Origin of the sequence: Rufibacter sp. DG15C, assembly GCF_001577755.1 — a bacterium.
Lineage (GTDB): Bacteria > Bacteroidota > Bacteroidia > Cytophagales > Hymenobacteraceae > Nibribacter.
Map to the genome: position 1 here is coordinate 1,222,034 of NZ_CP010776.1, position 25,305 is coordinate 1,247,338.

20 protein-coding genes are annotated in these 25,305 nt (G+C 50.2%); 19 read left to right on the top strand and 1 reads right to left on the bottom strand.

Annotated elements, in window-relative coordinates; genetic code table 11:
- The first annotated feature begins 2 nt into the window (after positions 1-2).
- The 10 genes from TH61_RS05100 (at position 3) to TH61_RS05150 (ending at position 15,554) form a co-directional block, all read left to right on the top strand.
- Positions 3-377 (top strand): endonuclease domain-containing protein, encoded by a 375-nt coding sequence (locus tag TH61_RS05100; RefSeq protein ID WP_066506679.1) that lies wholly within the window; start codon positions 3-5, stop codon positions 375-377.
- A gap of 199 nt (positions 378-576) precedes the next feature.
- Complete coding sequence (locus TH61_RS05105) at positions 577-1,461, top strand: DUF58 domain-containing protein (RefSeq protein WP_071887782.1); 885 nt, start codon at positions 577-579, stop codon at positions 1,459-1,461.
- A gap of 80 nt (positions 1,462-1,541) precedes the next feature.
- Complete coding sequence (locus TH61_RS05110; RefSeq protein WP_066506682.1) at positions 1,542-1,742, top strand: DUF4926 domain-containing protein; 201 nt, start codon at positions 1,542-1,544, stop codon at positions 1,740-1,742.
- 152 nt (positions 1,743-1,894) lie between these two features.
- Positions 1,895-2,353 carry an RNA methyltransferase gene (locus TH61_RS05115; RefSeq protein WP_066506690.1) on the top strand — a complete coding sequence of 153 codons (459 nt, stop codon included), beginning with the start codon at positions 1,895-1,897 and terminating at the stop codon, positions 2,351-2,353.
- Between the two features lie 145 nt (positions 2,354-2,498).
- Positions 2,499-4,046 (top strand): BatA domain-containing protein, encoded by a 1,548-nt coding sequence (locus TH61_RS05120; RefSeq protein WP_066506693.1) that lies wholly within the window; start codon positions 2,499-2,501, stop codon positions 4,044-4,046.
- A 588-nt stretch (positions 4,047-4,634) separates the two neighbouring features.
- A complete protein-coding gene (locus tag TH61_RS05130) occupies positions 4,635-5,048 on the top strand; it encodes a hypothetical protein (protein WP_066506697.1) in 414 nt (137 codons plus the stop codon).
- Between the two features lie 34 nt (positions 5,049-5,082).
- Positions 5,083-7,302 carry a DUF4175 family protein gene (locus tag TH61_RS05135; RefSeq protein WP_066506700.1) on the top strand — a complete coding sequence of 740 codons (2,220 nt, stop codon included), beginning with the start codon at positions 5,083-5,085 and terminating at the stop codon, positions 7,300-7,302.
- Positions 7,303-7,304: 2 nt separating this feature from the next.
- Entirely contained in the window at positions 7,305-9,092 is a 1,788-nt protein-coding gene (locus tag TH61_RS05140; protein WP_066506702.1) for a hypothetical protein, read from the top strand.
- 435 nt (positions 9,093-9,527) lie between these two features.
- Complete coding sequence (locus TH61_RS05145; RefSeq protein ID WP_197464095.1) at positions 9,528-12,512, top strand: T9SS type A sorting domain-containing protein; 2,985 nt, start codon at positions 9,528-9,530, stop codon at positions 12,510-12,512.
- 405 nt (positions 12,513-12,917) lie between these two features.
- Entirely contained in the window at positions 12,918-15,554 is a 2,637-nt protein-coding gene (locus TH61_RS05150) for a PAS domain S-box protein (protein ID WP_066506707.1), read from the top strand.
- 106 nt (positions 15,555-15,660) lie between these two features.
- Here the strand turns inward: TH61_RS05150 and TH61_RS05155 are convergent, their stop codons facing one another.
- Positions 15,661-17,139, bottom strand: a complete 1,479-nt coding sequence (locus TH61_RS05155) for a serine hydrolase domain-containing protein (RefSeq protein WP_066506708.1) — start codon at positions 17,137-17,139, stop codon at positions 15,661-15,663.
- A gap of 345 nt (positions 17,140-17,484) precedes the next feature.
- On the opposite strand from TH61_RS05155, the gene TH61_RS05160 reads away from it, so the two are divergent.
- The 9 genes from TH61_RS05160 (at position 17,485) to TH61_RS05200 (ending at position 25,302) form a co-directional block, all read left to right on the top strand.
- Positions 17,485-18,657, top strand: coding sequence for a M48 family metallopeptidase (locus TH61_RS05160; protein ID WP_066506711.1), 1,173 nt, complete (start codon positions 17,485-17,487; stop codon positions 18,655-18,657).
- Between the two features lie 215 nt (positions 18,658-18,872).
- A complete protein-coding gene (locus TH61_RS05165; RefSeq protein ID WP_066506717.1) occupies positions 18,873-19,196 on the top strand; it encodes a hypothetical protein in 324 nt (107 codons plus the stop codon).
- Between the two features lie 229 nt (positions 19,197-19,425).
- Entirely contained in the window at positions 19,426-20,052 is a 627-nt protein-coding gene (locus TH61_RS05170) for a hypothetical protein (protein WP_066506718.1), read from the top strand.
- Positions 20,053-20,108: 56 nt separating this feature from the next.
- A complete protein-coding gene (locus TH61_RS05175) occupies positions 20,109-20,348 on the top strand; it encodes a transcriptional regulator (RefSeq protein ID WP_231862335.1) in 240 nt (79 codons plus the stop codon).
- Between the two features lie 206 nt (positions 20,349-20,554).
- Positions 20,555-20,890, top strand: a complete 336-nt coding sequence (locus tag TH61_RS05180) for a potassium transporter KefB (RefSeq protein WP_066506722.1) — start codon at positions 20,555-20,557, stop codon at positions 20,888-20,890.
- A 54-nt stretch (positions 20,891-20,944) separates the two neighbouring features.
- On the top strand, positions 20,945-22,189 hold the full coding sequence (locus TH61_RS05185) for a hypothetical protein (protein ID WP_066506732.1): 1,245 nt from the start codon (positions 20,945-20,947) through the stop codon (positions 22,187-22,189).
- A gap of 111 nt (positions 22,190-22,300) precedes the next feature.
- Positions 22,301-22,585: a hypothetical protein gene (locus TH61_RS05190; RefSeq protein WP_066506734.1), complete on the top strand. Its 285-nt coding sequence runs from the start codon at positions 22,301-22,303 to the stop codon at positions 22,583-22,585.
- A 56-nt stretch (positions 22,586-22,641) separates the two neighbouring features.
- Positions 22,642-23,370 (top strand): hypothetical protein, encoded by a 729-nt coding sequence (locus TH61_RS05195; protein ID WP_066506736.1) that lies wholly within the window; start codon positions 22,642-22,644, stop codon positions 23,368-23,370.
- A 225-nt stretch (positions 23,371-23,595) separates the two neighbouring features.
- On the top strand, positions 23,596-25,302 hold the full coding sequence (locus tag TH61_RS05200) for a serine hydrolase (protein WP_066506738.1): 1,707 nt from the start codon (positions 23,596-23,598) through the stop codon (positions 25,300-25,302).
- The last annotated feature ends 3 nt before the right edge of the window (positions 25,303-25,305 follow it).

Sequence of the window (25,305 nt, forward strand, 5' to 3'; positions counted from 1 at the left end):
TCGTGGCAGAAAACAATCGCTACAACAAGAACCTGAAACCATTAGCCAAATCTCTGCGGGCAGACTCTACCAAGTCAGAAATCAGGTTATGGTGCGAATTGCTGAATAAACGAAAGTTGGGTTATTCTTTCCTTCGGCAACGGCCCATTGGCAACTACATCGCTGATTTCATGTGCAAAGAATTGATGTTGGTTATTGAAGTAGATGGCTACTCCCACAGGTTTAAAACAGAGGAAGATGCGGTAAGGGATAAAGCTTTGGCTGAATTGGGATTTACTGTTTTCCGGTTCACAGATAGTGAAGTTATGAACGACTTAACTAACGTGCAACGGACTTTAGAAATTTGGATAGCTGAGAAGATGGAGAAAAAACAATGAGTTTTCAACACGGATTCCGTCCCCCTTTGAAGGGGGTAGGGGGATGACAAAGACGGTAAAAGAACCAACTGCCAAACTACTAAGAAAGCCAAAACTGCTTCTCGGGAATGCCTTGCTCAGCAAGAGTAAATCATCCCCCTACCCCCTTCAAAGGGGGACGAAGAAGCCCCTAACAATATAAAGTAATTCAATCAATCCCATGCCCCACCGCCTGCTCAACCCGCAAACGTTCACTGCTATCAAAGACCTGCGCTTGATTGCCAAGGCCGTGGTGGATGGCTTTTTGCTGGGGCAGAACCAGAGTATCCGGCGAGGGGCGGGGATTGAGTTCAGTCAGTACAGGAGTTACCAGCCCGGCGATGATTTACGGGCTTTGGATTGGAAGTTGTTTGCGCGGGCAGACCGGTATTACATTAGGGAGTCTGAGGTGGACAGCAGTGTGGCTGTAAGGTTTGTGGTAGATGCCAGTGGTTCTATGGCACATCAAGATGGCAACTTGACCAAATTGGACTACGCCCGGTATCTGGTGGCGGCGTTGGCGTATCTGGCGGTGCAACAAGGCGATGCCGTGGGGTTGTTTGTATTGCAGGAGAATCAGGTCCTTCCTTTGGCACCTGGACAATCCACTCAGCACCTGCAACGGCTCTTCCATCAGTTGGACCAACTGCAACCTGCTGGCAACTTCCCCAGCCTGGACCGATTAACGCCTGTTTTCGCGAAAAAACGGCAAAAAGAAATTACCGTCTTGGTTACTGATATGTACGAGCAGACGTCTGAAATTTCAGAGACCTTGCGCAAGATTGGCGCCCGCGAAAAAGACACACTTCTGTTTCATCTTATGGGCAAGAATGAACTGGAATTCAGCTACCAGGGGCAGGTGGATTTTCAGGATTTGGAGACGGGGCAAACCCTGCAGGTTAATTCAGATACCCAACGAAGAGACTATCTGGAGAACCTCAACCCTTGGTTGCAAACCCTGGAAACAGACACCCGCAAACGCCAAATTCATTATGAACGCTTCCACCTGCATGAGCCTTTGGATAAAGCACTCAGAGCTTTCCTTTTAAATCGAGCCAAGCAATAAGGAGTTCTGAGTTGGCAATACAAAGGCAACGCGCCAGAGAAAATAAACTATAAGGCCACTACTTTTGAAGACAGCTTATCGTGGAAATAAAACAATATGATGTTGTTGAGTTAACTGAAGATATTAATCCAAACCTTAAAAAAGGGATGCATGGAGCTGTCCTTGAGAAGTATAATGAAGATGCGTACGAAATAGAGGTTATAGATAAAAATGGAAACACCTTGAGTTTCGGAACTGACTACACATTCACTGTAAACAAAAAGCAAATAGCTAAAATCTAGGAATTAGCAATTCAACAAGGAGACTTCCACGCCAGTAGAAAAAGAATAACCAATTTTCCGTTTTCAGCCTCTTTTCCAGAAAACAGGCCAAAAATGAAACACCCCGTCTATCTTTGCCCATTCATTCAATCATTCCATCTCTCACTCTTTCAATGTCAACAAGCGGCTACTTTGGGATAGGCATTTTTGAGCCTAAGCACGAGACCAACATGGGCACGCTGTGGCGGTCGGCGAGTTTGCTGGGGGCCAGCTTCATTTTCACCATTGGCAAGCGGTACAAAAAGCAGAGTACAGATACTAATAAGAGTTGGAAGGAGATTCCGCTGTACCATTACCAGGACTTGGAGGATTTCTACCAGCACCTGCCCTACAGTTGTCAACTGGTGGGGATTGAGCTAGATGAGAAAGCGGTGCCGGTAGAGCAGTTTGCACACCCAGAGCGGTGCGTGTACCTGCTGGGCGCCGAAGACCACGGCCTCACCAAAGCTGCCCTTGCCAAATGCCACCACCTGGTGCAACTGCCCGGCGAAACGTCTTTGAACGTAGCCTCGGCGGGGTCCATCATCCTGTATGACCGCCATCTCAAAAGCACGCTGGCGCCATCCACCTAATTCTATGCGGTTAGTGCTATGCATCAGCGCACATTAACGGGTGGCAGTATAGGAAATGACGCGCCCTGCCAGTATCTTGGTTCCTGAGACCGATACCCTTGGTCTTGCGAATTATGTGGTACACCTTGCTTCTTTCTAAGTAGTCTTGCTTCAGTTTCTGCATCCGGTTTGGTTATGGGCGGCAGCCGGCGTGGTGGTGCCAATTGCTATCCATTTATGGAACAAGAAACCGCCCAAGACGGTGCAGGTGGGCAGTATCCGGTGGTTACAGCCGTCGCAGAGCCAGAAGCTGAGCAGTATCCATCTGTCGCAGGTGTGGTTGCTCTTGCTCAGGTGCCTGATGGTGCTGTTGCTGGCCCTGCTTTTGGCCCAACCGCAATGGACGCGGCCTATCACGGCCCAGCCCGAAAACCACGTATACCTGCACCCAGCCCTTCTCCAAAAGCAGTACCTTTCCCAGATTACGACTACGGTAGATTCGCTAGCCGGCAAAGGCTGGCAGGTGCATACGCTGGCTTCGGGATTCCCGAAGCTATCCTTAGACCAAGAGACGTCCATCGCCAGTTTTCAGTCCGACAGCACTACAGCAGATACGACCAACGCCTGGGCGCGCCTACGCGTTCTGACCCGAAGCTTCCCATCCCACGCGAAGGCCTGGATCTTCACCACAAATCTGGTCCGGCATCACCGGGGTGCACAGCCTGCCTTGCGCGCTGGGTTCACCTGGGTGCCGGTGAGTGCGCCGCAAACGGAAGTCTGGTTGCAGGAAGCCTATTGCACCCAGAAAAACCAACTGCGTGTTAAAGTGGGCAAGAGCGATGACCAGGCCGTGATCTTTACCGAACACACGGTGGCCAAGCCTGCCTATGGACAGACCATTTCTCTGCCTCAACTTCCTGCGGTCAAGTTCACCACTCATGCTCAAGCTGATTCCCTGACCTTACAAGGCGGCGCCCAAAACACCATATCGTTGCAAAAATTGCCTTTGCAGGTATTGGTGCAGGTAGACAAAGCCCGGCAAGCCGATGTGCGGTATTTGAAAGCCGCCCTACAAACGGCATTGGACTACCGCGAGCAGGCCTATTCCCTCACCGCCTCCTCCAGCCCTCAGCCCTTGCCTTCCGCCGCGCCTGACTGGGTTTTCTGGCTGACGGATGAACCGCTAGCATCGTTTTTGGCCCGTTTTCCAGAAAAGAGGTTGAAAACGCTACAAGATGCGCCCACTTCTGCCCGCGTGCAGAAACGAAAAAGCTGGCTTCAGATTCCCGGTGTTCCGCTACAGGTGCCCTTGCACCAGCGCACTTTGGCTGAGAAGAATCTTCAGGCTCAGATACTGTGGCAGGACGGTTACGGCGACCCGCTGCTCACCCAAACACACAAAGCCAACCAGACCCAATATCAGTTCTACAGCCGCTTCCATCCCACGTGGAACACGCTGGTGGATAGCGGCCACTTCCCCGAAGCGCTCCTTCGTCTGCTCTTCCCGGAAGATACCACCTGGAAAACCCTGTATGACACCCGCGCCCTGCCACCAGAAGTAGAACGCCCTAAACCGTTTTCGGGCTCTTTTCAGGAAATCAGGCCAAAAACGGAAGAGGTGCTTGATTTGAAGCTTTGGTTGGTGGGTGTTTTGGCTTTGTTGCTGGCACTGGAACGGTGGTTAGCTGGGAGAAGAAAAAGAATAGCTAGCTAGGATGAAGCGCTACTTATATCTTATTGGGCTTTTATTCCTTTTCTTACACTTGGAGGCACATGCCTGCACCTGTACTAAATACTATTGGACCCCAGACCGGGTAAAGCACAGCCTTTACTTCTCTGAGTTGGTCTTCATTGCTGAGCCAATCTTTGAAAGTTCAAAGGAGCAGTCAACTAATTCATACTCTCTAAGAGTTATAGAAGTAATCAAAGGAACAGTGAAAAACGATACTCTAATAGGTAATTACTGGTCTAGTTGTTCCGGAGTGCCGAACCACAAAGGGAGGTGGATAATCTATTCAGAGCATATCCAAAATGACACTATTTCTTACTCTGAATGTGGATTGACAAGAAATATATCCACTTTTGACAAACACCCATTCGATATAGACAAAACTGACATTGAGATCAGAAGAAGCGAATGGCAAAAGGAATATGTGATTCTAAAACAGGAAATTGAAAACGACAAAAAAGAAGCACAAGCCAATAGCCGCGCAGTCAATATGCTAACATATACAGCCATTGCGTTGGTATTCCTTCTAATTTGTGTCTTTTTACTATACAATAGTTGGCCGTCATTTAAATCATGAAAGTTCAGAATGAATTAAAGAATAGAACAATTGAAGTCATAGTAGCTGAATCAATAAAAGAGGATTACCCAAGCTACCGGCTTGAAGTTGGACTCGACACCGAAATCATTAAAGGAAGTTTTAGAAAGCACATTTGGATAAGCCTTGGAGACCTAGAAAACTTTATCTCAAGTTTAAATGAGCTCGACAAAACCAGAAAAGGACAAGCAGAAATTCAAGGAATGAGCCCTGGAGAATTTACATTGTATTTTAGAGCAATAGATAATCTAGGGCATCTTGCAGTCGGCATCAATCTATTGGAAGAGGATAGGATTGCAAACGACTACTCCTATGACATTAAAGTTGAATTTCAGGTTGACCCAACAATACTACCATCAGTTATTTCTGATTTGAGGAAAATAATAGAATAAAAGCGCTTTGTTTAACACAGTCCAACAATAATTCTTGACCTCAACCACCTCCCATACCACCCCAGTGACCGCTACTTTGGAGCGAGTGCGTACGCACTACTTCCGGAGGAAAGCGGCGGTGATGGCCTTGCAGGCGCTGGGCATGGCGTTGCCGTTGGGCATGTGGGCGTACAAAGGCTGGGGCAGGGAAGGAGGCGTCATGGCGGCGCTCTTGTTGCTGTTGCTTGTGTTTACCTTACAAGTCTGGCGCTGGTGGGATCTCTACCGAAAGACCAGTCTGGCCACCGTGGCGCAACACCTCAATCGCCAATACCCGCAACTAGAGGAAAGCACCCAACTGCTCCTGCAACCCGAAGAAGAACTGACCTTGCTCCCGCAACTTCAGCGGCAGCGGGTGGCGGATGTATTGGCGCAGATTCCGGCTAAGGAAGTGTCACAGGTGAGCTATAGAAACGGCTTCTTGCCATTGGTGATTGGTTTGGTCTTGGCGACGGGCTTGTGGTTTGTGCCCCGGCTTCTGCAACAGCCACAACAAGCAGGCGCTACCCGTATTGGCACTTCCACTAATGCACAAGAAGCCGTGGCCCAGCCGAAGGAGATTCTGCTGAACATTGAGCAGATGAACATCCGCATTTCGCCGCCCGCCTACACCCGCAAGGCTCCGTATGCCGTCACCAAGCCTTCATTTAAGGCCGAGGTGGGCGCGCAGGTCACATGGACGGTACAGACCAACCAAGCCATTCCATCGCCTAAACTGGTATTGAGCAACCAGAAGCCAATCTTGTTGCGGCCGGCGCCCAACCAGAAGAACACTTATACGGCATCGGTGACGCTCACCCAATCCACGCTCTACCACCTGCAACTGAACGGGCAGGCCTCTGATTTTTATTCCATAGAAGTGATACCAGATCAAGCTCCTAGCATCACCGTGAAGAAACCAGCGCAGTACCTGGAGATTCTCTTCGGGCAAGCCCAGCGCGTAACAGTTCAGGCCACCTTGCAGGATGACTACGGCTTGCGTTCAGCCGAGATGGTGGCCACCGTGGCCCAAGGCGAAGGTGAGGCGGTCAAGTTCAGGGAACAGCGCATCCCCTTGAACCTCTCCTTCGCGGGACAGCCCCGACAATTACAACTCAACCAGACCCTGGATCTGAAGAAGCTGGGCATGACCTACGGCGATGAGCTGTACTTCTACCTGCAGGCCTACGACAACCACCGCGGCTACACCCGCACCGAGTCTTTTCTGGTGGAGATTGAAGACACCACCGTGGTAGAAACCATGGATGACCTGTCCCTTGGCGTGAATCCCAACCCCGAGTATTTCAGGAGCCAGCGCCAGATTATCATTGACACCGAGAAACTGATTCAGGAACAGAAAGGCCTTACGCAAGCGGTCTTCGCGGACCGGTCCAACAACATTGGCGTAGACCAGAAACTGTTGCGCCTGCGCTATGGCAAGTTCCTGGGTGAGGAGTTTGAATCCACCATCGGCAATGCCGCCTTGCCCGAAGGCTTAGCCGAAGGCCACACCGCAGACGACGGCCACGACCATTCCCCGCCCAAAGGCGTCACTGAGCACGAGGCCAAAATGGGCGAACTCCTAGACCCCTACCTGCACAAGCACGACCAGGAAGAAGCCGCCACCTTCTTTGAGCCCGCCATCAAAGCGAAGCTCAAAGGCGCCCTGGCCCAGATGTGGGAAGCCGAGCTTCGGCTACGCACCAATCGACCTAAAGAAGCCCTGCCGTTTGAGTACAAAGCCCTGCGCATGCTCAAAGACGTTCAGCAGAAATCTAGGGTTTATGTGAAGAAAAGCGGTTTTGAACCGCCTCCTTTGAAAGAGCCAGAAAAACGCCTCACCGGCGATTTGAGTAAAGTCCAGACCGTCCAGCAACGCCGCGAAGAAAAGCCATCTGCCTCTTACCCCGTGGTGCGCCAGGCCCTGCAACGCGTAGAGAACCTGAAAGCAGGAAGCAAAGCCAAGCCAGAAGATGCGAGCTTACTGGAACAAGCCGGGCAAGAACTGGGCAGAGCCGCCGTTCGCGAGCCGGGACAGTATTTACGCGCCCTTCAGGATGTACGCCAAGTGGTTCAAGACCTGAGAGCCAACCGAAAGTTGTGCCATGACTGCTTGGTGCGCGTGGAAAGCGCCTTGCACCGTTTTTTGCCTGTTTCTGAGAAATCAGCCCAAAAACGCCTGACGCCCGCACCTGAGAAAAACCTAGCCCAAGACTACTTTAACCGCCTCAACTAACCGTGACCATTTCCCTACTGCTTCTTTTGGTATTTGCTGTGTTGCTGGGCACCTGGCTCACTTGGCTGGCCGTGCGCCGTGCAGACCGAAGAAGACTGGCTTGGCGGATAGTCGCTTCGTGGGTGGCAGTAGCGTGCCTGGTTTTGCTGGTGTCTCCCCCGTCCATTACCCGCACTTATAGCGCCACAGAGGCCATCCTGTTAACCGAAGGCTACAGGCCAGACACCCTTACCTCGCTTCTCAATCGCTTAAGCCCCAAACCGAAGGTATTCAGTTATGACGTGAAAGCAGACCGCGCCACCTTGGTGACGGACTTTAGCCAGTTCAAAGCGAGCAACCCCGCAGTGCAGACAGTGCATGTTTTGGGTCATGGGTTAGAAGAAGAAACACTAGCTGAGTTAGGCAATTTGCAGGTAATTCCGCATTTGGCTCCCTTGCCAACCGGGGTGCTCTCCGCTTCCTGGCCCCATAAAATCACGTTAGGCGAGGACGTGCAGGTGCAGGGCAAATTCATATCGACTGGACAGGCTACGCGTCTTTATCTACAGGCAGCGGGTATAAAGCGGGATTCCGTGGAAATCAAGAAAGGAGCAGAACAGATGTTCAGGCTCAGGTTCCAACCCAAGACTACCGGTCGGTTTGTGTACCATTTGCAGTGGCGAGATGCGGAGGATTCTTTGCGCCAAGAACAAATCCCAGTGATAGTAGAAGCGCCAAGGTTGTTAAACGTGCTGCTGCTTTCCTCCGCGCCGTCGTTTGAGGTCAAGTTTCTGAAGAACGCCTTAGCGCAGAAAGGCCACGGGGTAGCGGTGCGGAGCCAGGTGAGTAAAGGAATCTACCAAACCGAAACCGTGAACCTGCCTGCGGTTCAGGTTAGCCGCGTGACGCCAGCATTGCTACAGAAATTTGACGTGATGCTGTTAGATGCGGCTGCGTTGCAAAGCATGTCGGGCCAGGAGAAGCAGGCGGTACAGCAGGCCGTCCGGCAACAGGGGTTAGGCGTCTTGACCACGTTCACCGGTGACAGGCCCAAGTCCATCCCATTCTTTGGGGAAGCTGCTTTTGCCCGGATTTCAGAAAAAGAGGCCGTAAACGGGCCGGTAAGATGGCAGGGGCAGACTTCTTCTGCGGTGGTGCTTCCATTAACAGCCTTTGCGATAAGGCCTACACAAGGCCAGCAACCGCTGGCATGGAGCAACAGGCAAAACCAAGCATTGGTCCTCACCTCTAGAAAAGGAGTAGGGCAAGTGGGCGTCAGTTTGGTGCCTGAGACTTTCTCGTTGGCCTTAGAGGGAAAAGAAAAGCTGTATCAGGATTTCTGGGCCACAGTATTGACTGGCTTGGCAAAACCATTGGAAGAATCTGCTATTTCTGTAGAGCCCCTCTTCGCTACTGTTCACCAGTCCGCAGCACTTACTACTTCCGGCGAAGGCCAATTACAAAAGCCTGTGATATCAACTGAAAAGACCGGCAGCTCATCGTCTGTTCTCTCAGCTGGTTCAACGGTGTTGCCATCTCAATTGACCTTTACTATCTGGCCGCAAAAGCAAGGCTGGCACTCCTTTCAATCAGCTCCCGGTCTAAGTGCCAATTTCTTTATATATCCATCTACTTCCTGGCAAACCCATCGGCTATATCACTTACAACAATCCAATCTAAACCTTGCCTCGGCTCCTAAACATGCAATTGACAAGAAGCATATCGAGCAAAAAGAAGCCTTCCCCTTGTGGCCTTTTGGGTTGGGATTACTGCTGGCGTTAGGGTTCCTGTGGCTGGAGGAGAAGGTGTAAGTCAAGTACTAATCAGTTACCTCCATTCTTTTTTGCCCTTATTTAACCTGACATTTAGGCTTTCTGTGACTTAAAAACAGCTATTTAGCGTTTTTTTGTAAATAGTACTTACTTGTTACTTAATTTCACTATTAAGCCATTAATAGCCGGGTTGTTTAGCGGCTATTTATACCTTCTGCTAATATGAAACATTCTTTACTATTCTTCTTTGGAGTCTTACTGAGCTGCCTATTTACTACACCGCAGGCCCATGCGTTTGCCAAAGAATTTAGAGCCGTTGACGACACTCTTAAAACCCTCCCTATCGCAGGCTCTCCTTTTTGTGTGGGTAGTACGGTGACGGTACCATTTTATACTGACGTTAATTTCCCTCTGGGCAATACCTTCACAGTTCAGTTATCTAGTTCTTCTGGGAGTTTCACTTCACCGCGGGCTTTGGGTAGCGCATCAGGCACTGCTTCTGGCCAGATAGAGGTGGCTTTACCTCTAAATATTACGGCGGGCACAGGTTATCGCATTAGAGTGGTAGCCTCGAATCCTACCTCCAATATGATGGTCTTGGACAATGGGAGTAATCTTACCATTGGGACTCCTCCGGCAAAACCCTCCATCACGTCTAATTCGGGCATCTGCGCGGGCAGTACGCTTACCTTAACTGCGGGCAGAATTACTGGTGCCACTTATGCCTGGACCGGACCAAACGGATTTTCAGCTGCAGGCCAAGCAGTTTCCATTCCAAATGCTGAGACTGCAGCCAGCGGTATTTATACCCTTACCGTTTCTTTGAATGGCTGTACTAACTCTAACACCACGGTAGTAGAAGTAAAGCCAGCCACCGCTAACGCGGGAGAGGACAAGGTAATATGTCCAGGCCAGAGCGTACAACTGACGGCCAGCGGTGGAGTAAGCTATCTGTGGTCCCCATCCACCACTCTAGATGACCGTACTAGCGCCAGTCCTATTGCTTCACCAACCGTTACTACTATCTATACCGTTTCTGTCACTAATGCCAATGGCTGTGTGCGCACAGACCAAGTTGTAGTGACCGTCAACCCATTGCCTACTTTGGTCATAGCTCCTGCAGCCCCCGCGATTTGCGCGGGTGCCTCCGTGCAACTGCAGGCATCAGGGGCGACAACTTACTCATGGAGCCCAACTACAGGCTTAGATGACCCTACCAGCGCCACCCCAGTCGCTACGCCTGCGCAAACAACTACCTATACTGTAACTGGAACCTCAGCCACGGGCTGCACGAATACCAAAACAGTAACGGTTACTGTTAAGCCTTTGCCAATAGCCAACGCCGGCTTTGACCGAAGTATCTGCTCTGGCCAGGCATTAGTGCTGGGTTCAGCAGTTACCTCTACGGGCACATACTTATGGGAGCCTGCCACAGATTTGTCTAGTGCCACAGTCAAAACACCTACGCTTACCGTCATCAACACCAGCCAGACGGCTATCACCAGAGCATATAAGCTTACAGTGACTGCAAATGGCTGCACCACCACTGATGAAGTACGTATTACCATCAACCCAGCCGTTCCGGCCAATGCGGGCCCAGATGTGGCTCTTTGCGCAGGGAATAGTGCCCAGTTAAATGCCACCGGAGGCACTACCTATAGATGGAGCCCCACCACCAACCTTAGCGACCCTAACATTGCCAACCCATTCGCCTTCCCTACGGCTACTACGCGGTACATTGTCACCGTAACCAATGCTGAAGGTTGCAGCCGCAATGACACGGTTTTTGTGAATGTAACTCCTAAGCCTGTTTTGACGGTTTTACCCGCGACCCCTTCTATCTGCATAGGTTCTTCGGTGCAACTACAAGCCACTGGGGCAGCAACGTATACTTGGAGTCCGGCCACTGGCCTAAATGACCCTACCAGCGCTACTCCAATTGCCTCTCCAGCCGTCACAACTACATACACTGTGACCGGCACCTCGGCGGCGGGCTGCGTGTCTACCAAAACCGTCACAGTAAAAGTCAATCCAATTCCAGTGGCCAACGCCGGGGTAGACAAGGTGGTCTGCTCCCGTCAGCCTATTGTGTTAGGAACAGCTGCCACCACCGGCTATACCTATTCTTGGTCTCCAGCCATTGGCTTATCTAATACCCGCATTGCCAACCCAACGCTGACTTATCCAAGCGATAGCAATACACCCATCACCTTGGAATACACTGTCACTGCCACAGCCAATGGTTGCTCTTCTACAGACGTGGTAAAGGTGACGGTGAACCCAGCAGCCTATGCGGGGCCAGATGTGACGGTTTGTGCTGGAAACGGTGTCCAATTGCAAGCCAGCGGGGGTTTAACCTACGCTTGGACCCCAAGTACGGGATTAAGTAACCCTAGCATTGCCAACCCGATTGCGTCGCCCAGTGCCACCACCACCTATACCGTGACCGTCACCAATGAAAACAATGTTTGTATAAAAACAGACCAAGTTAAAGTGACTGTAAACCCATTGCCTAACATCACAGCTTCTGCTAGTGCTTCTACCATTTGCCAGGGCGGCTCTACTACTTTGACCGCATCTGGGGGGGTAAGCTATACTTGGTCGCCGGCTACAGGCTTGAGTAATGCCTCTATTGCCAACCCGATTGCCTCACCTACAGAAACCACCACCTATACGGTGACCGGTACAGACGCCAAAGGATGTTCCAAAACGGTTCAGGTGACTGTTACGGTGACGCCAGGTCCTGTGGCTACCATTCAAGCAAGTGGTTCCACTGCTATCTGCCAAGGCTCTAGTGTCACCCTCACTGCCTCTGAAGGTACTTCTTACCTATGGAGCACCAATGAAACGACTCGTTCCATTACCGTCTCTACAAAAGGATCTTATTTTGTTACCGTGAGTAATTCCGAAGGGTGCAAAACAACATCAGCTGCTACGCAAGTTACACTTGTGGCACCGCCAACTGTAACGTTAGAGGCCTTTGCCACGCTTTGTCAAGATAAAAGTCCTTTTACCTTAACAGGAGGTTCTCCAACAGGAGGTGTCTATAGTGGGCCAGGGGTCAGCAACAATCAGTTCAATGCAAGGGTAGCCGGACCTGGTTCGCACACCATTACGTACACCTATACAGATGGGAACGGTTGTTCTAATACTGCCACTCAGCCATTAACTGTAAGTACCTGTTTGGGCATTGAGGAAGACGTAATGCTGGCTACCTTCAAAGCCACGCCTAACCCCAGCTCAGACGTCCTGAATATTGAAACCACCGTTGATACTAAAACAGATATACTCTTACAATTGGTAAGCCTTAGCGGCAAGGTGGTTAAGGTAGACAAGGTCTTAGGAGTCAAAGGCAACTTCAAGCGCCAATGGGCTGTCCAGGCTCTTGCCAAGGGAGTGTACATCTTGCATATAAAAACAGCCACTGCCACACTTCAACAGAAGATAGTGATACAATAATTGCAAGTGATTGATCAGAGAGAGACTTGTTCCTTTACAGAACAAGTCTCTCTCTTTTAATGGAGGATGCTCTCCATGAATCCTCTTCTTGATAATAATTACACAACGCAAAAGCATTCTATAATTTTGCCAATATTTTTTAATATATTTAACAACAGCAATCAAATCTTTATCGTAAGCTTTAGTCCTGCCAACCAACCAAAATACCTGACAACCAACACCTTTACATTCTAAAATTTCGTAAACTACTATTTGCCAGGTTTTATATTCCCCTTCGTTCCCCCAAGAAGAAAGACAAGCAAAATACATAGCCGCTTTTCCCCCTAAAACGCATGTATTCCTAGGCTAGCCTAGTTACTCTTGCATTCTGGAAGTACCTCAACACTTAATTAAAGCCTTATCAGTATGAGTAAGGTAGCGTCCACCTTGGGAGTACCCCCGGGATCTAGCGAGCAGGACAATGGCCACAAGCCTGTGGATTTTGAGAAAATGGTACAGTATTCCACAGACCTGCACTGCACCCTTGATCAAACCGGCCATTTTGAGTACGTGAATGAAGCCAGCTTACATCTGTTGGGGTATTTGCCCCATGAGCTGCTGGGCAAGCATTTGTCAGAGATCATAAGAACAGAGCATAGCTATCCTCCCTTAGAGACAACAAGGCAGTTGCTTAGACAAAACTCCAGCCTGCCAGAACTGCCCATCAGGAAAAGGATAAGCCATCAACATAAAAACGGAGCCCCCATTTTACTGGAGTGGTCTGCCATCTGGGTTGAGCAAGACCACATTTTCTACTGCGTGGCCAAAGACTGCAGATACCAGGAAGTAAACACCACCGGGCCGGGCCAGACCAAAGACTTACATGAGATTTTGGTGGAGTACGGGGCAGACATGATGGCGCTCTTAAACTTAGAAGGCATCTATACCTATGTAGGCGGCCCCACAGAACGCATTTTGGGCTATCGTCCAGAAGACTTGATAGGCAAGAACGTTTTCCATTACATCCACCCAGATGACTTGCCAGAGGCTAAGAGTTCTTTTGCCACGCTACTCCAATCAGACACGTACATCAACAACCGCGGGTTTCGGTTTAAAAGGGCAGACGGACAGTGGCGCTGGGTAGACACCTCGGTGAGCAACCAACTCCTTAACCCCAACATCCAAGCCCTGGTGGTAAGCTCCAGAGACATCACAGAGCAGGTGCAAAGCAACCACCGCTTGCAGGAAAGCGAGCAGAAATACCGGAACCTGTTTGAGAAGAACCCAGATGTAGTCTTTCTGCAGAACCCAGAGGGTTCTATCATTGAGGTAAATCAGGCGTTTCAGCAGGCCTTGGGCTATCCAGCCCAAGAAGTAATAGGCCAACAAGTCGCTTTTCTACTGCCCCCCGACCAATTAGCCACCTCCATGCGGTATTTCAAGGAGTCTCTGGCCGGAAAAACCACTAGTTTTGAGATTCCCTTAATCACTAAAACCAAGCAACAGAAGGTATTTGAGATTGTCATGTACCCCCTGTCCTTAAAAGGCAAGTTATTAGGCGTAGAGACCATTGCGAAAGACATCACCGTGGTTAAACAGGCCTTTGAGACTATTCAAAGGCAGGCCCAGCGGTTGAATACCGTGTTGGAGAGCATCACAGACGCCTTTTTCACCTTGGACCGCAACCTAAGAATCACCCACCTCAACAGCGAGATGGTCAAACTCTTGGGCATAGACAAAGAAGACAGCTTGGGCAGAAGCATTCTGGAAGTATTCTCTGAAGAGGTAGAGGATGAATTTAGAAAGCACTACAAACGCATGCTCACCACCGGCAAGTCTGTGTCTTTTGAAGCCTACCTAAAACGGAAGCGCAAATGGCTGAGCGTGAAATTCTTCCCTTTTGAAGGCGGACTCTCCGTGTATCTGCTGGACATCACCCAGCGCATACGGTATCAAAATGAGTTGAGCATGTTGTCCTTGGTGGCCAGCAAAATCACCAACGGCGTGGTCATCATGAACGCCCATTGCCACATTGAATGGGTGAATGAGGGCTTTACCAACATTAACGGCTATACCCTGCCAGAAGTAGTAGGCAAACGCCCCGATGACTTCTTTCATGGCCCCAATACTGACCCAGAAGCAAGAAAACGTATTTTTGCCGGATATAAGTCTGGCGAGCCCTTCACGCAGGAAATCTTAAACTACAAGAAGAACGGCGAGGAATTCTGGGTAAGCCTCAACATCACCCCTGTCAAAAACGAACAAGGCAAGGTGATTAGGTTCATTGCCATCCAGACGGACGTCACCCAGCTTAAAAAAGCCGAGGAACAGCAAACCAAGCTCACCGAGGAACTCAACCGCCAAAACCTGGACTTGCAGCAGTTCACCTACATTGTGTCGCATAACCTGCGGGCACCGGTGGCTAACGCCTTGGGACTGGCCAAACTGCTTCCGCTTTTAGAGAAAGAAGACAGCGGCTATGAACGAGCCCTGAAGGGAATTGAAAAGTCCATTCTCTCCATTGACACGGTGTTAAAGGATTTGAACACCATCCTCACCGTTGGGTTTAACAAAGACACCCTGGACGTGGAGAGCATCAACCTCACCTCTGTCTGCACAGAGGCCATGGAAAGCCTGCGCGAGTCCATTGACGCGGTTCATGGCCAGGTAAAGCTAAGCATAGACCAAGATTTACGGGTCTCCGGCAACAAGGCGTACCTGTTCAGTATGTTCCACAACCTGCTCACCAATTCCATCAAATACCGCTCACCAGACAGAAACCTGGAGATCAGCGTCTCGGCTACGGTCAAGGGCAAATGGGTGAAAGTCCTGTTCACAGACAATGGCTCTGGCTTTGACGAAGAAAAAGCCGGCGACAAGATCTTTAAACTCTACCAGCGTTTCCACCATGAGATTGAAGGACGGGGACTGGGATTGTTCATGATCAAGACGCAGGTAGAAAGCATGGGCGGCGATATTCAGGTTTCCAGCAAGGAGGGCGTTGGCACCGAGTTCCTCATCTGCCTGCGCCTGGGCCATCCCCCCACCGACAAGCAGAAATAACCTAGCCTCGTTTTTGCCCTGATTTCCGGAAATCAAGCCAAAAACGAGGCTCCGTTAACTTTACCTATCCCATCAGGAGATTCAGTTATTCTCCTTTCATCAACTGCTATTTGCCTTCTAAGGCTTGTAGTTGTTTAATGGCCCCATTGTTCTTCGGGTTTAAGGCTACGGCGCGTTTGTAGTTTTGGATGGCTAAATCCTTTTGACCGTTCTCTAGCAGAGCTTCGGCGTAGCTGTCATAGGCGTTGCCGCTGTTGGGGTAGAGTGCCACGTTTAGTTTGAATACGGCCAGCGCCTGGGGCAGCTTTCCTTGCTTCCAGAGTAAATAGCCCCAATCGTTTAGATCATTCTCCGCTACCTGGTAGTTTTTATCCCTCCGTTTGAGGTCCTGCACTATTTTCTCTGCGTTCTGAAAGCCTTTTTTGGTGAAGGCCTTGTGCAACACCAGCACTTCGGCCGGAAGGCCAAACCCGGTGGATGGTTTCATGGAGGGCACGTAGAAACTGGCTAGCTCGTCTATAAAGCTTTCGGGGGCGCAGCCCATGCGGTTGGTCAAGACCACGATGGTCACGTCATCCTGGGGGTAGATGAAAAACGCCGACCGTCCGCCGCCAATCCCGCCCACGGCTGGGTGTTCGGCTCTGGTCATGGTGGGCCAACCTATGCCGTAGCCGTTTAACAACCTTGAAAACCCTCCTAGCTGCCCGTCAGTCAAGGGTGTAGGCGCCCAAAGGGCTTTGAGGCTGTTGGTGTTTTCAAGGAGTTTGCCTTGTTGCAGGGCAATGGTCCATTGGGCTACTTCCTGAGCGGTGCTGTACATACCGGCTGCGGTTCTGGTCACCGTTGGGAAGTGCTCTGCCACGTTCATGTGCTTTCTGTTGCGCACGACGTAGGGCTTGGCCAGCCCAGGCACCACGTCGCTAAAATCCCCGAAACCGGTTTTCTGCAGGCCTGCGGTTTTCAACTGGCGCTCTGTTACAATTTCTGCGAAGGGTTTACCTGTCAGTTTTTCAATGATCTGCCCTAAAAGCACGTAGCCGGTTTGGTTATAACTGAACTTCTGACCGGCGGCAAACTCATTTGGCTGGGTGAGCGCTTGGGCCCACCCGGCATCGCCTAGGGTTTGGAACGTCCACTCGCCGGTGGCAGGGTCAATCACGTTGGGCAAACCCGCGGTATGAGACGCCAGTTGCTTGACGGTAACCTTTTGCCAGGCTAGCGGCAGGTTGTCCAGGTACTGTGCGGCGGGTGCGTCTAACGCCAGCTTGCCTTCCTCAACCAACTGCATAAGCGCCACACCTGTGAAGGACTTGGTAATGGAGTTCAAGGAAAAGGTGGTTTGGTTGGTCACCGGAACCTTGTATTCCAAGTTAGCCACTCCGTAGGCGCCCAGTTTAATGATGCGCCCTTTCTGTACCACGGCCACTTGCATGCCCGGGATGGCCCGCTGTTGCATTATCTCTTGCAAGAACACATCAACGCTGTCTGTTTGAGCCTGCGCTGGTTGATGGTTCAGTAAAATGGCAAAAGTAAACGCGCCGGCAAGCCGAGCGAAGGCCTGGGGAAATCTTGATAGGTTTTTCATAGTTGGGTAGGTTGGCAGTGGGTGAAGCTTAGTATTGGTTGCCTTGCCCTTATGAGATGCAGATGTTTAGAGTCAGGTTGCCTGCTCTGGTAAAACTATTTCTGAACCCATTTTCTGGCCCCATGGCTTACTCACCAATGCTGACTGTCCTTCGTTTTTGGCCTGTTTTCTGGAAAACAGGTCAAAAACGCCTAACCTCTTCCAGCATAGTAAGTCTATTGTGCTTAAAACCAACCTGTAACTGCTCTGCGGGTTAAAAAAATAGTTTCTATTATTCTATTAAATATTAAGATTTTACTATCTTTAGTTAACATCCCTCGGTACAGTTCCTCACACTTTTATTCTATGACTAGATTACTGTTGCGTATGTTTATGGCGTGCCTGTTGCTTGGTACGGGCTGGGTAGCGTCTGCCCAAAGCGGGCAGGATGAGTTGGAGGCTTACATCCAAAAGCTGAAGGCATCCAAAGCCACGGGCGGAAATGAGACGGCGTTCATGTCCATCGGGTCAGATTTCATGTATGCGCAGGAGTATTATGAGGCGAAGAACTACTCCTCGGCGGCGTATAGTTTCAGGGCCATAGTGCAACGGCAGCAAGACCATCCCTATGCTAATTATCAACTAGCGGTCTCACTCCTTAAGCAAAACGACCCAGAGAAAGCCAAAGAAGCCGAAGCATATCTAGAGCGTGCCTTTGCATTGAGTCCTGGGTTAAAAGCCCGATTCGCCAGAGAAATGCCGCAAAGCAGTTCTACCGTATCCACCACACCCAATCCTAAAACGCCAGTCAAACCTAGTAACCCCATAGGTACAAATCCTTCGGCACAAGGATTGGCCGCCTATATTGCCAAGATCAAACATTCCTACGCCATCAGCGGCCCCGAGACGCAGATGTTGAGTGCCGGCCAGGAGGCCCATGGCGGTATCCAGTATTATGAGGCCGGCGAATTTGCGAGTGCTGAAACCAGCTTCTTCCTATCCTTGGCCAGAGACGCCCAGAATCCCTATGTGAACTACTTGATGGCGGTGTCTTTGGCAGCGCAGGGCAAAACTACAGCCGCCCAGTCCTATTACCAGAAAGCCATTGCCGGCGACGCCGCTCTGCAAAACCAATACACAACAGACGTGGCCTCGGCCAAAGCCCTATGGGACAAAAAGCAACAAGCCAAGATAATTAAGCCTGCACCTGCTCCTAAGGTGACGTATGGCGGCCCGCTGACCTATGGAAAATACACCTGCCACCAATCTATCTGGAACGGCCCCAACGCCAGCCCCGCCTACAGGTTTGATTACAAAGGCTACTTTGAGTTAAGAAAGGACGGCACTTACCGGTGGCTAGACAATGGGGGAACCGGCAGGTATAGCTACAACGTCAAAACGGGCGCCATCACCTGGCTTTCGGGTCCCATGAAAGGACAGGCGCCCAAATCCTCTAAATTCCAGAAGGGGACCACGGTGGCGCAGGTGACGGTAGAGTTCTCTGAAAACTACAGATGGGAATGCGGATGTAAGAAGTAACCCGCCTTCACCTATTAAATCAACGATTAGAGCTTTTGTTCTACCTTTTCAGAGGAAGCAACGGTGATTCACAGGAAGAAATCATCCTGTAATTAAATGATAATCAATCCAATACCTTCAATAAACATCCAATTATTTCCGTTATTAATGAAACTATTAACATTCAATGAATGTCATTGCACTATGAATAGGTAATCTAAAGTAAAGAAATGGTTATGAAGCAGTTCCAGAAAGAAATCCTGCCCCTTATCAACAATGACACTTTGGTATTCAAGACCTATAAAAATGACCACTGCAAAATAGCCGTGGACAAGTTCTTGAAGGAATTCAGACTCATAGCCTCCATTTCTACAGACTACAACAACAACCAGGCATACTACTTTGAGAGTAACCTTGACAACAGCATCACCATGCGCATTCAGGTGATGGACCATGTAGTCTCTTCTACCTTGGCGCCCAATAGCTATTTTGAGAAGCACTTGACAGACATCTTCTGTTCTCAGCAGAAAGCTGCGTCTAACAAGGGCTCTGGCCAGTAAGTAAAGGACCATCACAAGAACTATTCTAGCCCAGCTGCCCACCTTATCCACAAGACATCCTATTGCTACATCTTTTTCCAACCTTAAAAAGGGAGGCCCTGTACACAGAGGACAGAGCCTCCCTTTTTAAGTTAAGTGGGTAATTGCCCACGTTTTGCAAAAATAATTTTCATGGATTTATTGGGATAAGTCTAAATCTTATTAACTTTGAAACGCAAAGCACTTTTAGATGAAACAAGAACAGGATTATAGCCGGGATCTAGCGGAGATCCGCACCATGATGGAGCGGTCCACTAAGTTTCTGTCGCTCTCTGGGTGGGCAGGCATCATGGCAGGCATTTACGCCTTGGTGGGTGCCTACATTGCCTATGCCGTTTTTGACTTTCACCCTGACGGGATCACAGACAGCGCGTTTGCGGCGGGCGCTTGGTCTACTGGCTTGTTGAACATCATTCTTCTGGCGGCCTTTATACTGGCCATGGCCATTGGGACGGCTATCTACCTTTCGTCTAAGAAGGCTGAGAAACGCGGTGAGACCCTGTGGAATGCCACGGCCCGAAGAGTGCTCATCAACATGGCTGTGCCCTTAACGGTGGGTGGTCTTTTGATTCTGATCTTGATCGCTAAAGGATTCATTGGTTTTGTAGCTCCTTTCACCTTGTTGTTCTACGGCTTGGCGCTGTACAATGCCAGCAAGTATACCTACGGCGAGATGAGAAGCTTGGGCCTCATTCAGGTTGGGTTAGGATTGATTAGCGCTTACTTTGTGGGCTATGGCTTGTTCTTCTGGGCCTTAGGCTTTGGGGTGGTCCATATCATATATGGCATTTACATGCATTACAAGTACGAGCGGTGAGAATATCAATTCATGGTTTACACAAGGCATTTGAGAGCAGGATTAGGCTGGGCATCATGTCGGTGCTGGCGGTCAACGACCGGCTTGACTTTAACTCCTTGAAAGAGTACCTGGATGTAACGGACGGTAACCTGGCCAGCCATATGAAGGCCTTGGAGAAGGAAGAGTTTATTGGCGTGGAGAAATCTTTTGTAGGCAGAAAACCTAACACTACCTACTTCATCACCAAAGAAGGGAAGAAAGCCTTTGAAGACCATCTTAAAGCCTTAGAGAAACTGATAAAAGGAGTAGGTTGATAGGTAGGAATTCTAAAACCTTAAGCAACCAATCTGATCCTCATAAATGTGACTAACTGAAATGAAAACCAAATCAATCCTGTGTACTCACCAACTGTTTTCGCGTAAAAGGATAAGATAATCTATATTTTTTTGCCCATACACTTTGCATTTCAAAGTACTTTAATAAAAACAAATAACTGCATAACACTTTAATTTCAAGCATCATGACAACGCAAGACAATTTCTCAACCCAGCCCAAGCATTCAGTTCCCTTGGCCATGCCAGTCATCATTGGAGCCATCATTGGCCTGCTGGCAATTTCCTTCTTCGTGTTTGGGGTAGACCATCCAAACCCAGCGTGGGGTCAATATTGGCAAATCAGACCTTTGATCATTACGCCTCTGGCTGGCGCAATGGGTGGTTTGTTTTACGCCTTCATGGACTACCAAAGCTCGCGAGGCTTTAACAGAACCCTGGCCATATTGCTCAGCATTGTGGTGTTCTTCATTGGCCTTTGGTTAGGCATTGTGCTGGGCTTGGCTGGCACCATGTGGAATTAAGCATTCTTAAGAAAAAGGATTAAACATTGCCATAAAGGCGCAAAGCACATTCCCATGAGAGAAGAAATCATCACCCACCTTGACAATCCCAGCCATCTGGAAAAACTCTACCGGTCCAACAAGGCTCCCTTTAAAAAGGAGTTCATCTCCCTGTACCCAACGGTGAAAGGCAACACCCTGGCAGACTTTTGGCATGAGCGGCTCACACATGACTCTGATGAGATTAATTGGGGCTCTGGCACAGAACTTAGGTTGGTGCTCCTCATGGCGCTGGTGGCGGGAATCATCGCTAAGTTTCCGGCTATCTTCTCCATCAATGAGGAGTTCTTCTACCCCAGAAACATTGGGTTCATCCTCTTCCCGCTGTTAACGGCCTACTTTGCCTGGAAGAACAGACTGTCAACCGGCAAAATCATGTTGATGACTGCGTTGACCTTGGCAGGGGTGGTGTTCATCAATTCATTGCCTAATGTCCAGACCAGTGATACCTTGATTCTTTCCTGCCTGCACATGCTTCTGTTCTTGTGGTCTATTCTGGGTTTTGCCTTTGTAGGCGGTCCGCAGAATGACGTGGAGCGGCGCATAGGGTACTTAAAGTTCAATGGGGACTTGGTGGTCATGACTACGCTCATTGTCATAGCGGGCGGTATCATGACGGGCATCACGCTGGGACTTTTTGGTTTGATAGGCTTTGACATAGCCGAATTCTACTTCCAGAACGTGGTGGTCTTTGGCTTACCGGCGGTTCCTATCCTGGGCACTTATCTTATCCAGACCAATCCGCAATTAGTGGGCAAAGTCTCACCGGTCATTGCCAGAATGTTTAGCCCGCTGGTCTTGGTGATGCTGGTGATCTACCTGGTGGCCATCATGTACTCGGGCAAAGACCCTTACAATGACCGCGAGTTCCTGATCATGTTCAATGCGCTGCTCATTGGCGTGATGGCCATTATCTTCTTCTCTATCGCGGAGGGGGCCAAATCTACCAAAAGCCAAATAGAAATCTGGGTGTTGGCGCTCCTGTCATTGGTCACCATTCTGGTAAACGGCATTGCCCTGTCCGCCATCTTGTTCAGGATTGCCGAGTGGGGCATTACCCCAAACCGAGCGGCCGTTCTGGGGAGCAACGTCCTTATTCTGATTAACCTGCTGCTGGTAACGGCGCAATTGGTTAGAGCCCTATCCAAGCGAGGCGACATTAGCGGGGTTGGCAAGACCATTGCCACTTACCTGCCCATCTATTGCCTATGGGCCATTATCGTGACCTTCCTGTTTCCAATCCTCTTCGGGTTTAAATAGCCACGGATTTTTCAACCGTCACTTTATCTTCTGCTGGCTTGGGCCTTAAGAAAGTAGCAGCCCAAGCCAGCTTAAAAACACTGCTTTCATTTACTTAAAAAGGAAATTATCATGGAAAATACGTCAAACTCATCAATGAACACAGGTCATTTAGCAGGCTGGGTGTTTGGTCTATTGATCATAGCGATAGGCATTCTCAATCTGTTTCTGGTACATCCTGTCCCTGCCATTGCCTACTTCATTCTCTCTCTCCTTTACCTGCCGCCGGCCAATGCCCTGCTTAAAGGATGGTTTGGTTTCACCATGCCCGTGGTGCTTAAAATTGGCCTTGGCGTAGTCATTGTGCTATTCACGCTTGGGGTGAGTGACCTAGGCGACATGATTGACAAACTTTAGCACACAGAAACCAGCAGCACTTTAGAACCGAAAGGCCAGACCATACGCACACAAGAATGACAATCACTACCAAATTAGACCAGCTGCATGCATGGGCAAGAGGAAACCGCTGGCTCTATCTTTTCGCCATTTTCTTGAGGGTGGCCCTGGCCTTCGGGTTTATCACCTCTGGTATGGTCAAGGTGCTGGGCAACCGGTTCACGGTACTCCCAGATAGCCACCCCATGGGCAATTTCCTAGAAGCCATTTACAATACGGGCTTTTACTACACCCTCATCGGGGTTTTGCAGGTGACGGCGGCCGTGCTGTTGTTGATTCCAAGGACCGCCCTGCTGGGAGCCATCATCTATTTTCCCATCATTTTAAACATTTGCATCTTGTCCATTTCGGTGCGCTTTGAAGGGTCTTTTGTCACCTCGCCGTTGATGGTGATGGCCAACCTGTACCTGCTCTGCTGGTACTACCATAGATGGAAGTACATTCTACCCCTCTACCCAGATCCCAATACCAACCCGCTGCCTAAATGGCCAGAACTGAATACGACCTTCCCGTTTAAGTTTTTTGCGGGGGTAGCAACCATGATGGCGATGGTGGTGCTGTTCGCCTTTCATGGATTTGAGCTGATGCCGCGCAACACGTCCAAAGACTGCAAAAGCCAATGCGAGGACAGCGCTAACCCAGCAGCCTGTGTCACGTTCTGCGATTGTATTCACCTAGCAGGCCAGCCCCTTCAGAAATGTCTGGAAGCCTATGAGAACGCTAAACAGAACCCTGCTCTCAAGTGAGGCATCTATAGCCTAGATATCAGCTTGACCGGACTCCTACACAATCCGTTTTTGGCCTGTTTCCCGGAAAACAGGCCAAAAACGAGATCTTACCGCCAGTCTTGAGGTAGCTCTAAAGAAGCGCATGTTACCTTAACCCAACGGCCTATTTTTTTTGTCTTTAAACTTTGCATTTCAAAGCACTTTCAAAAACACAAGTAATCCACACTTTTAAAAGCATGACATATGAAACTACTTAAAAAGCATTTACACACGCCCTATTCCTTTCAGGGGAAATCGTTTCTCCAACACTTCATTCTCTTGGCGCTGCTGGTGGTGGCTATACTTTTCGCTTCGCCGGCGCATGCGCAGGACAAGACCGCCGAAGTGGACAAGATCTTCAATTGGGCCAATCAAGAAACGCCCGGCTGCGCCTGCGCCGTCTCTCAGAACGGCAAAGTGGTGGTGAGCCGCGCCTACGGTTCCGCGGACCTTGAGCGCAACGCACCCATCACACCCAACACCATCTTTGACATCGGGTCCGTCCGGAAGCAGTTTATTGCGGCGGCCGTCCTGTTGCTGGTAGACGAGAAAAGCCTTTCGCTCACCGAAGACATTCACACCTACATCCCCGAACTCCCTGACTATGGTCAAAAAATCACGCTGAACCACCTGCTCACGCACACCAGCGGACTGCGCGACTGGACGGGTCTGCTGCCACTGGCCAACGGAAAGCCCGAGGCCCTCACGCTCATCCTGCGTCAAAAAGGACTCAATTTTGCGCCCGGCGAGGAATGGTCTTACTCTAACAGCGGCTATGTCCTGCTCACTGAGATTGTGGCGCGTAAAAGCGGCATGCCCATCGCGGAGTTCCTGCGCAAGCGTCTGTTTGAACCGCTTGGGCTCAAGTCCACCAGCTACGTGGTAGATATGACCGCCGTCATCAAGAACAGAGCCATGGCCTATGAGAAACAGAAAGACGGCTACAAGCTGGACATGTACTGGGGCAATGACCGGGGCGGCGGGGCCATCCTGAGCACGGCCAATGACCTGGTCCTTTGGAACGACGCCCTCAAAAACAACCGCCTGGGTGCCTTTGTGAGCGAGAAACTACAGGAACCGGCCAAGCTGAACAACGGTCGACAACTAGGCTACGCCCGAGGCCTGTTTCTGGAGAGTTTTAGAGGGGTGAAAGAGGTGTGGCATTCTGGCGGCGCGGCTGGGTATCATTCCTGGCTGGGCAGTTTTCCTGAGCAGAACATCTCCATTGCCGTGGTGTGCAACTCAGACGCAAAACCCGCCACCGGCCTGGCAGAACGCCTAGCCGATTTGTTTGTGAGCTACAAGACGCCCCAGGATCCATTGGCAGGTCCTCCGCCCGCCCTTACCGGTGACACGCTGCTGGAAGCTAAAGGCAAGGCTGGCCTGTTCATCCATGAGCAGACCGGCGAGACCATGCGTCTGGCCCTGGACCGCGACCGACTGCGCGTGGCAGGTGGCCCAGGCCTAGTGCCTTTGTCTAAAAACCGATTTAAGCGTCATGGTGCCTTTGTGCAGTACATGTCCCAGGACCAGTTTGAGTTGAACTTCTTGTCACCAGACCAGTTTGAACTGAAGACCATGGAAGGCAAAACGGCCAAATACAAACGCGCCGAGCCTTACACTCCCAGCCCAGCTGACCTGAAGGCCTTAACCGGCAGATACACCAGCGAGGAGGTAGGCGCCTTCTTTGACATGGCTCCCGGCAAGGACGGCTTAATGGGTAAAGCCAATGATGCCGCCGGCCCCGGCTTTGCCCTGACGCCGGTTAAACCTGATACGTTCCAGTTAGGCGGCGTGCTAGTACGTTTTATGCGGGACAAGACCGGCAAAGTAGTGGCCCTGGAGTATAGCAACCCGGTGGTGCGCAACATCAGGTTCACCAAGCTAGGAGAACTGACCAGCCAACGTTAATCT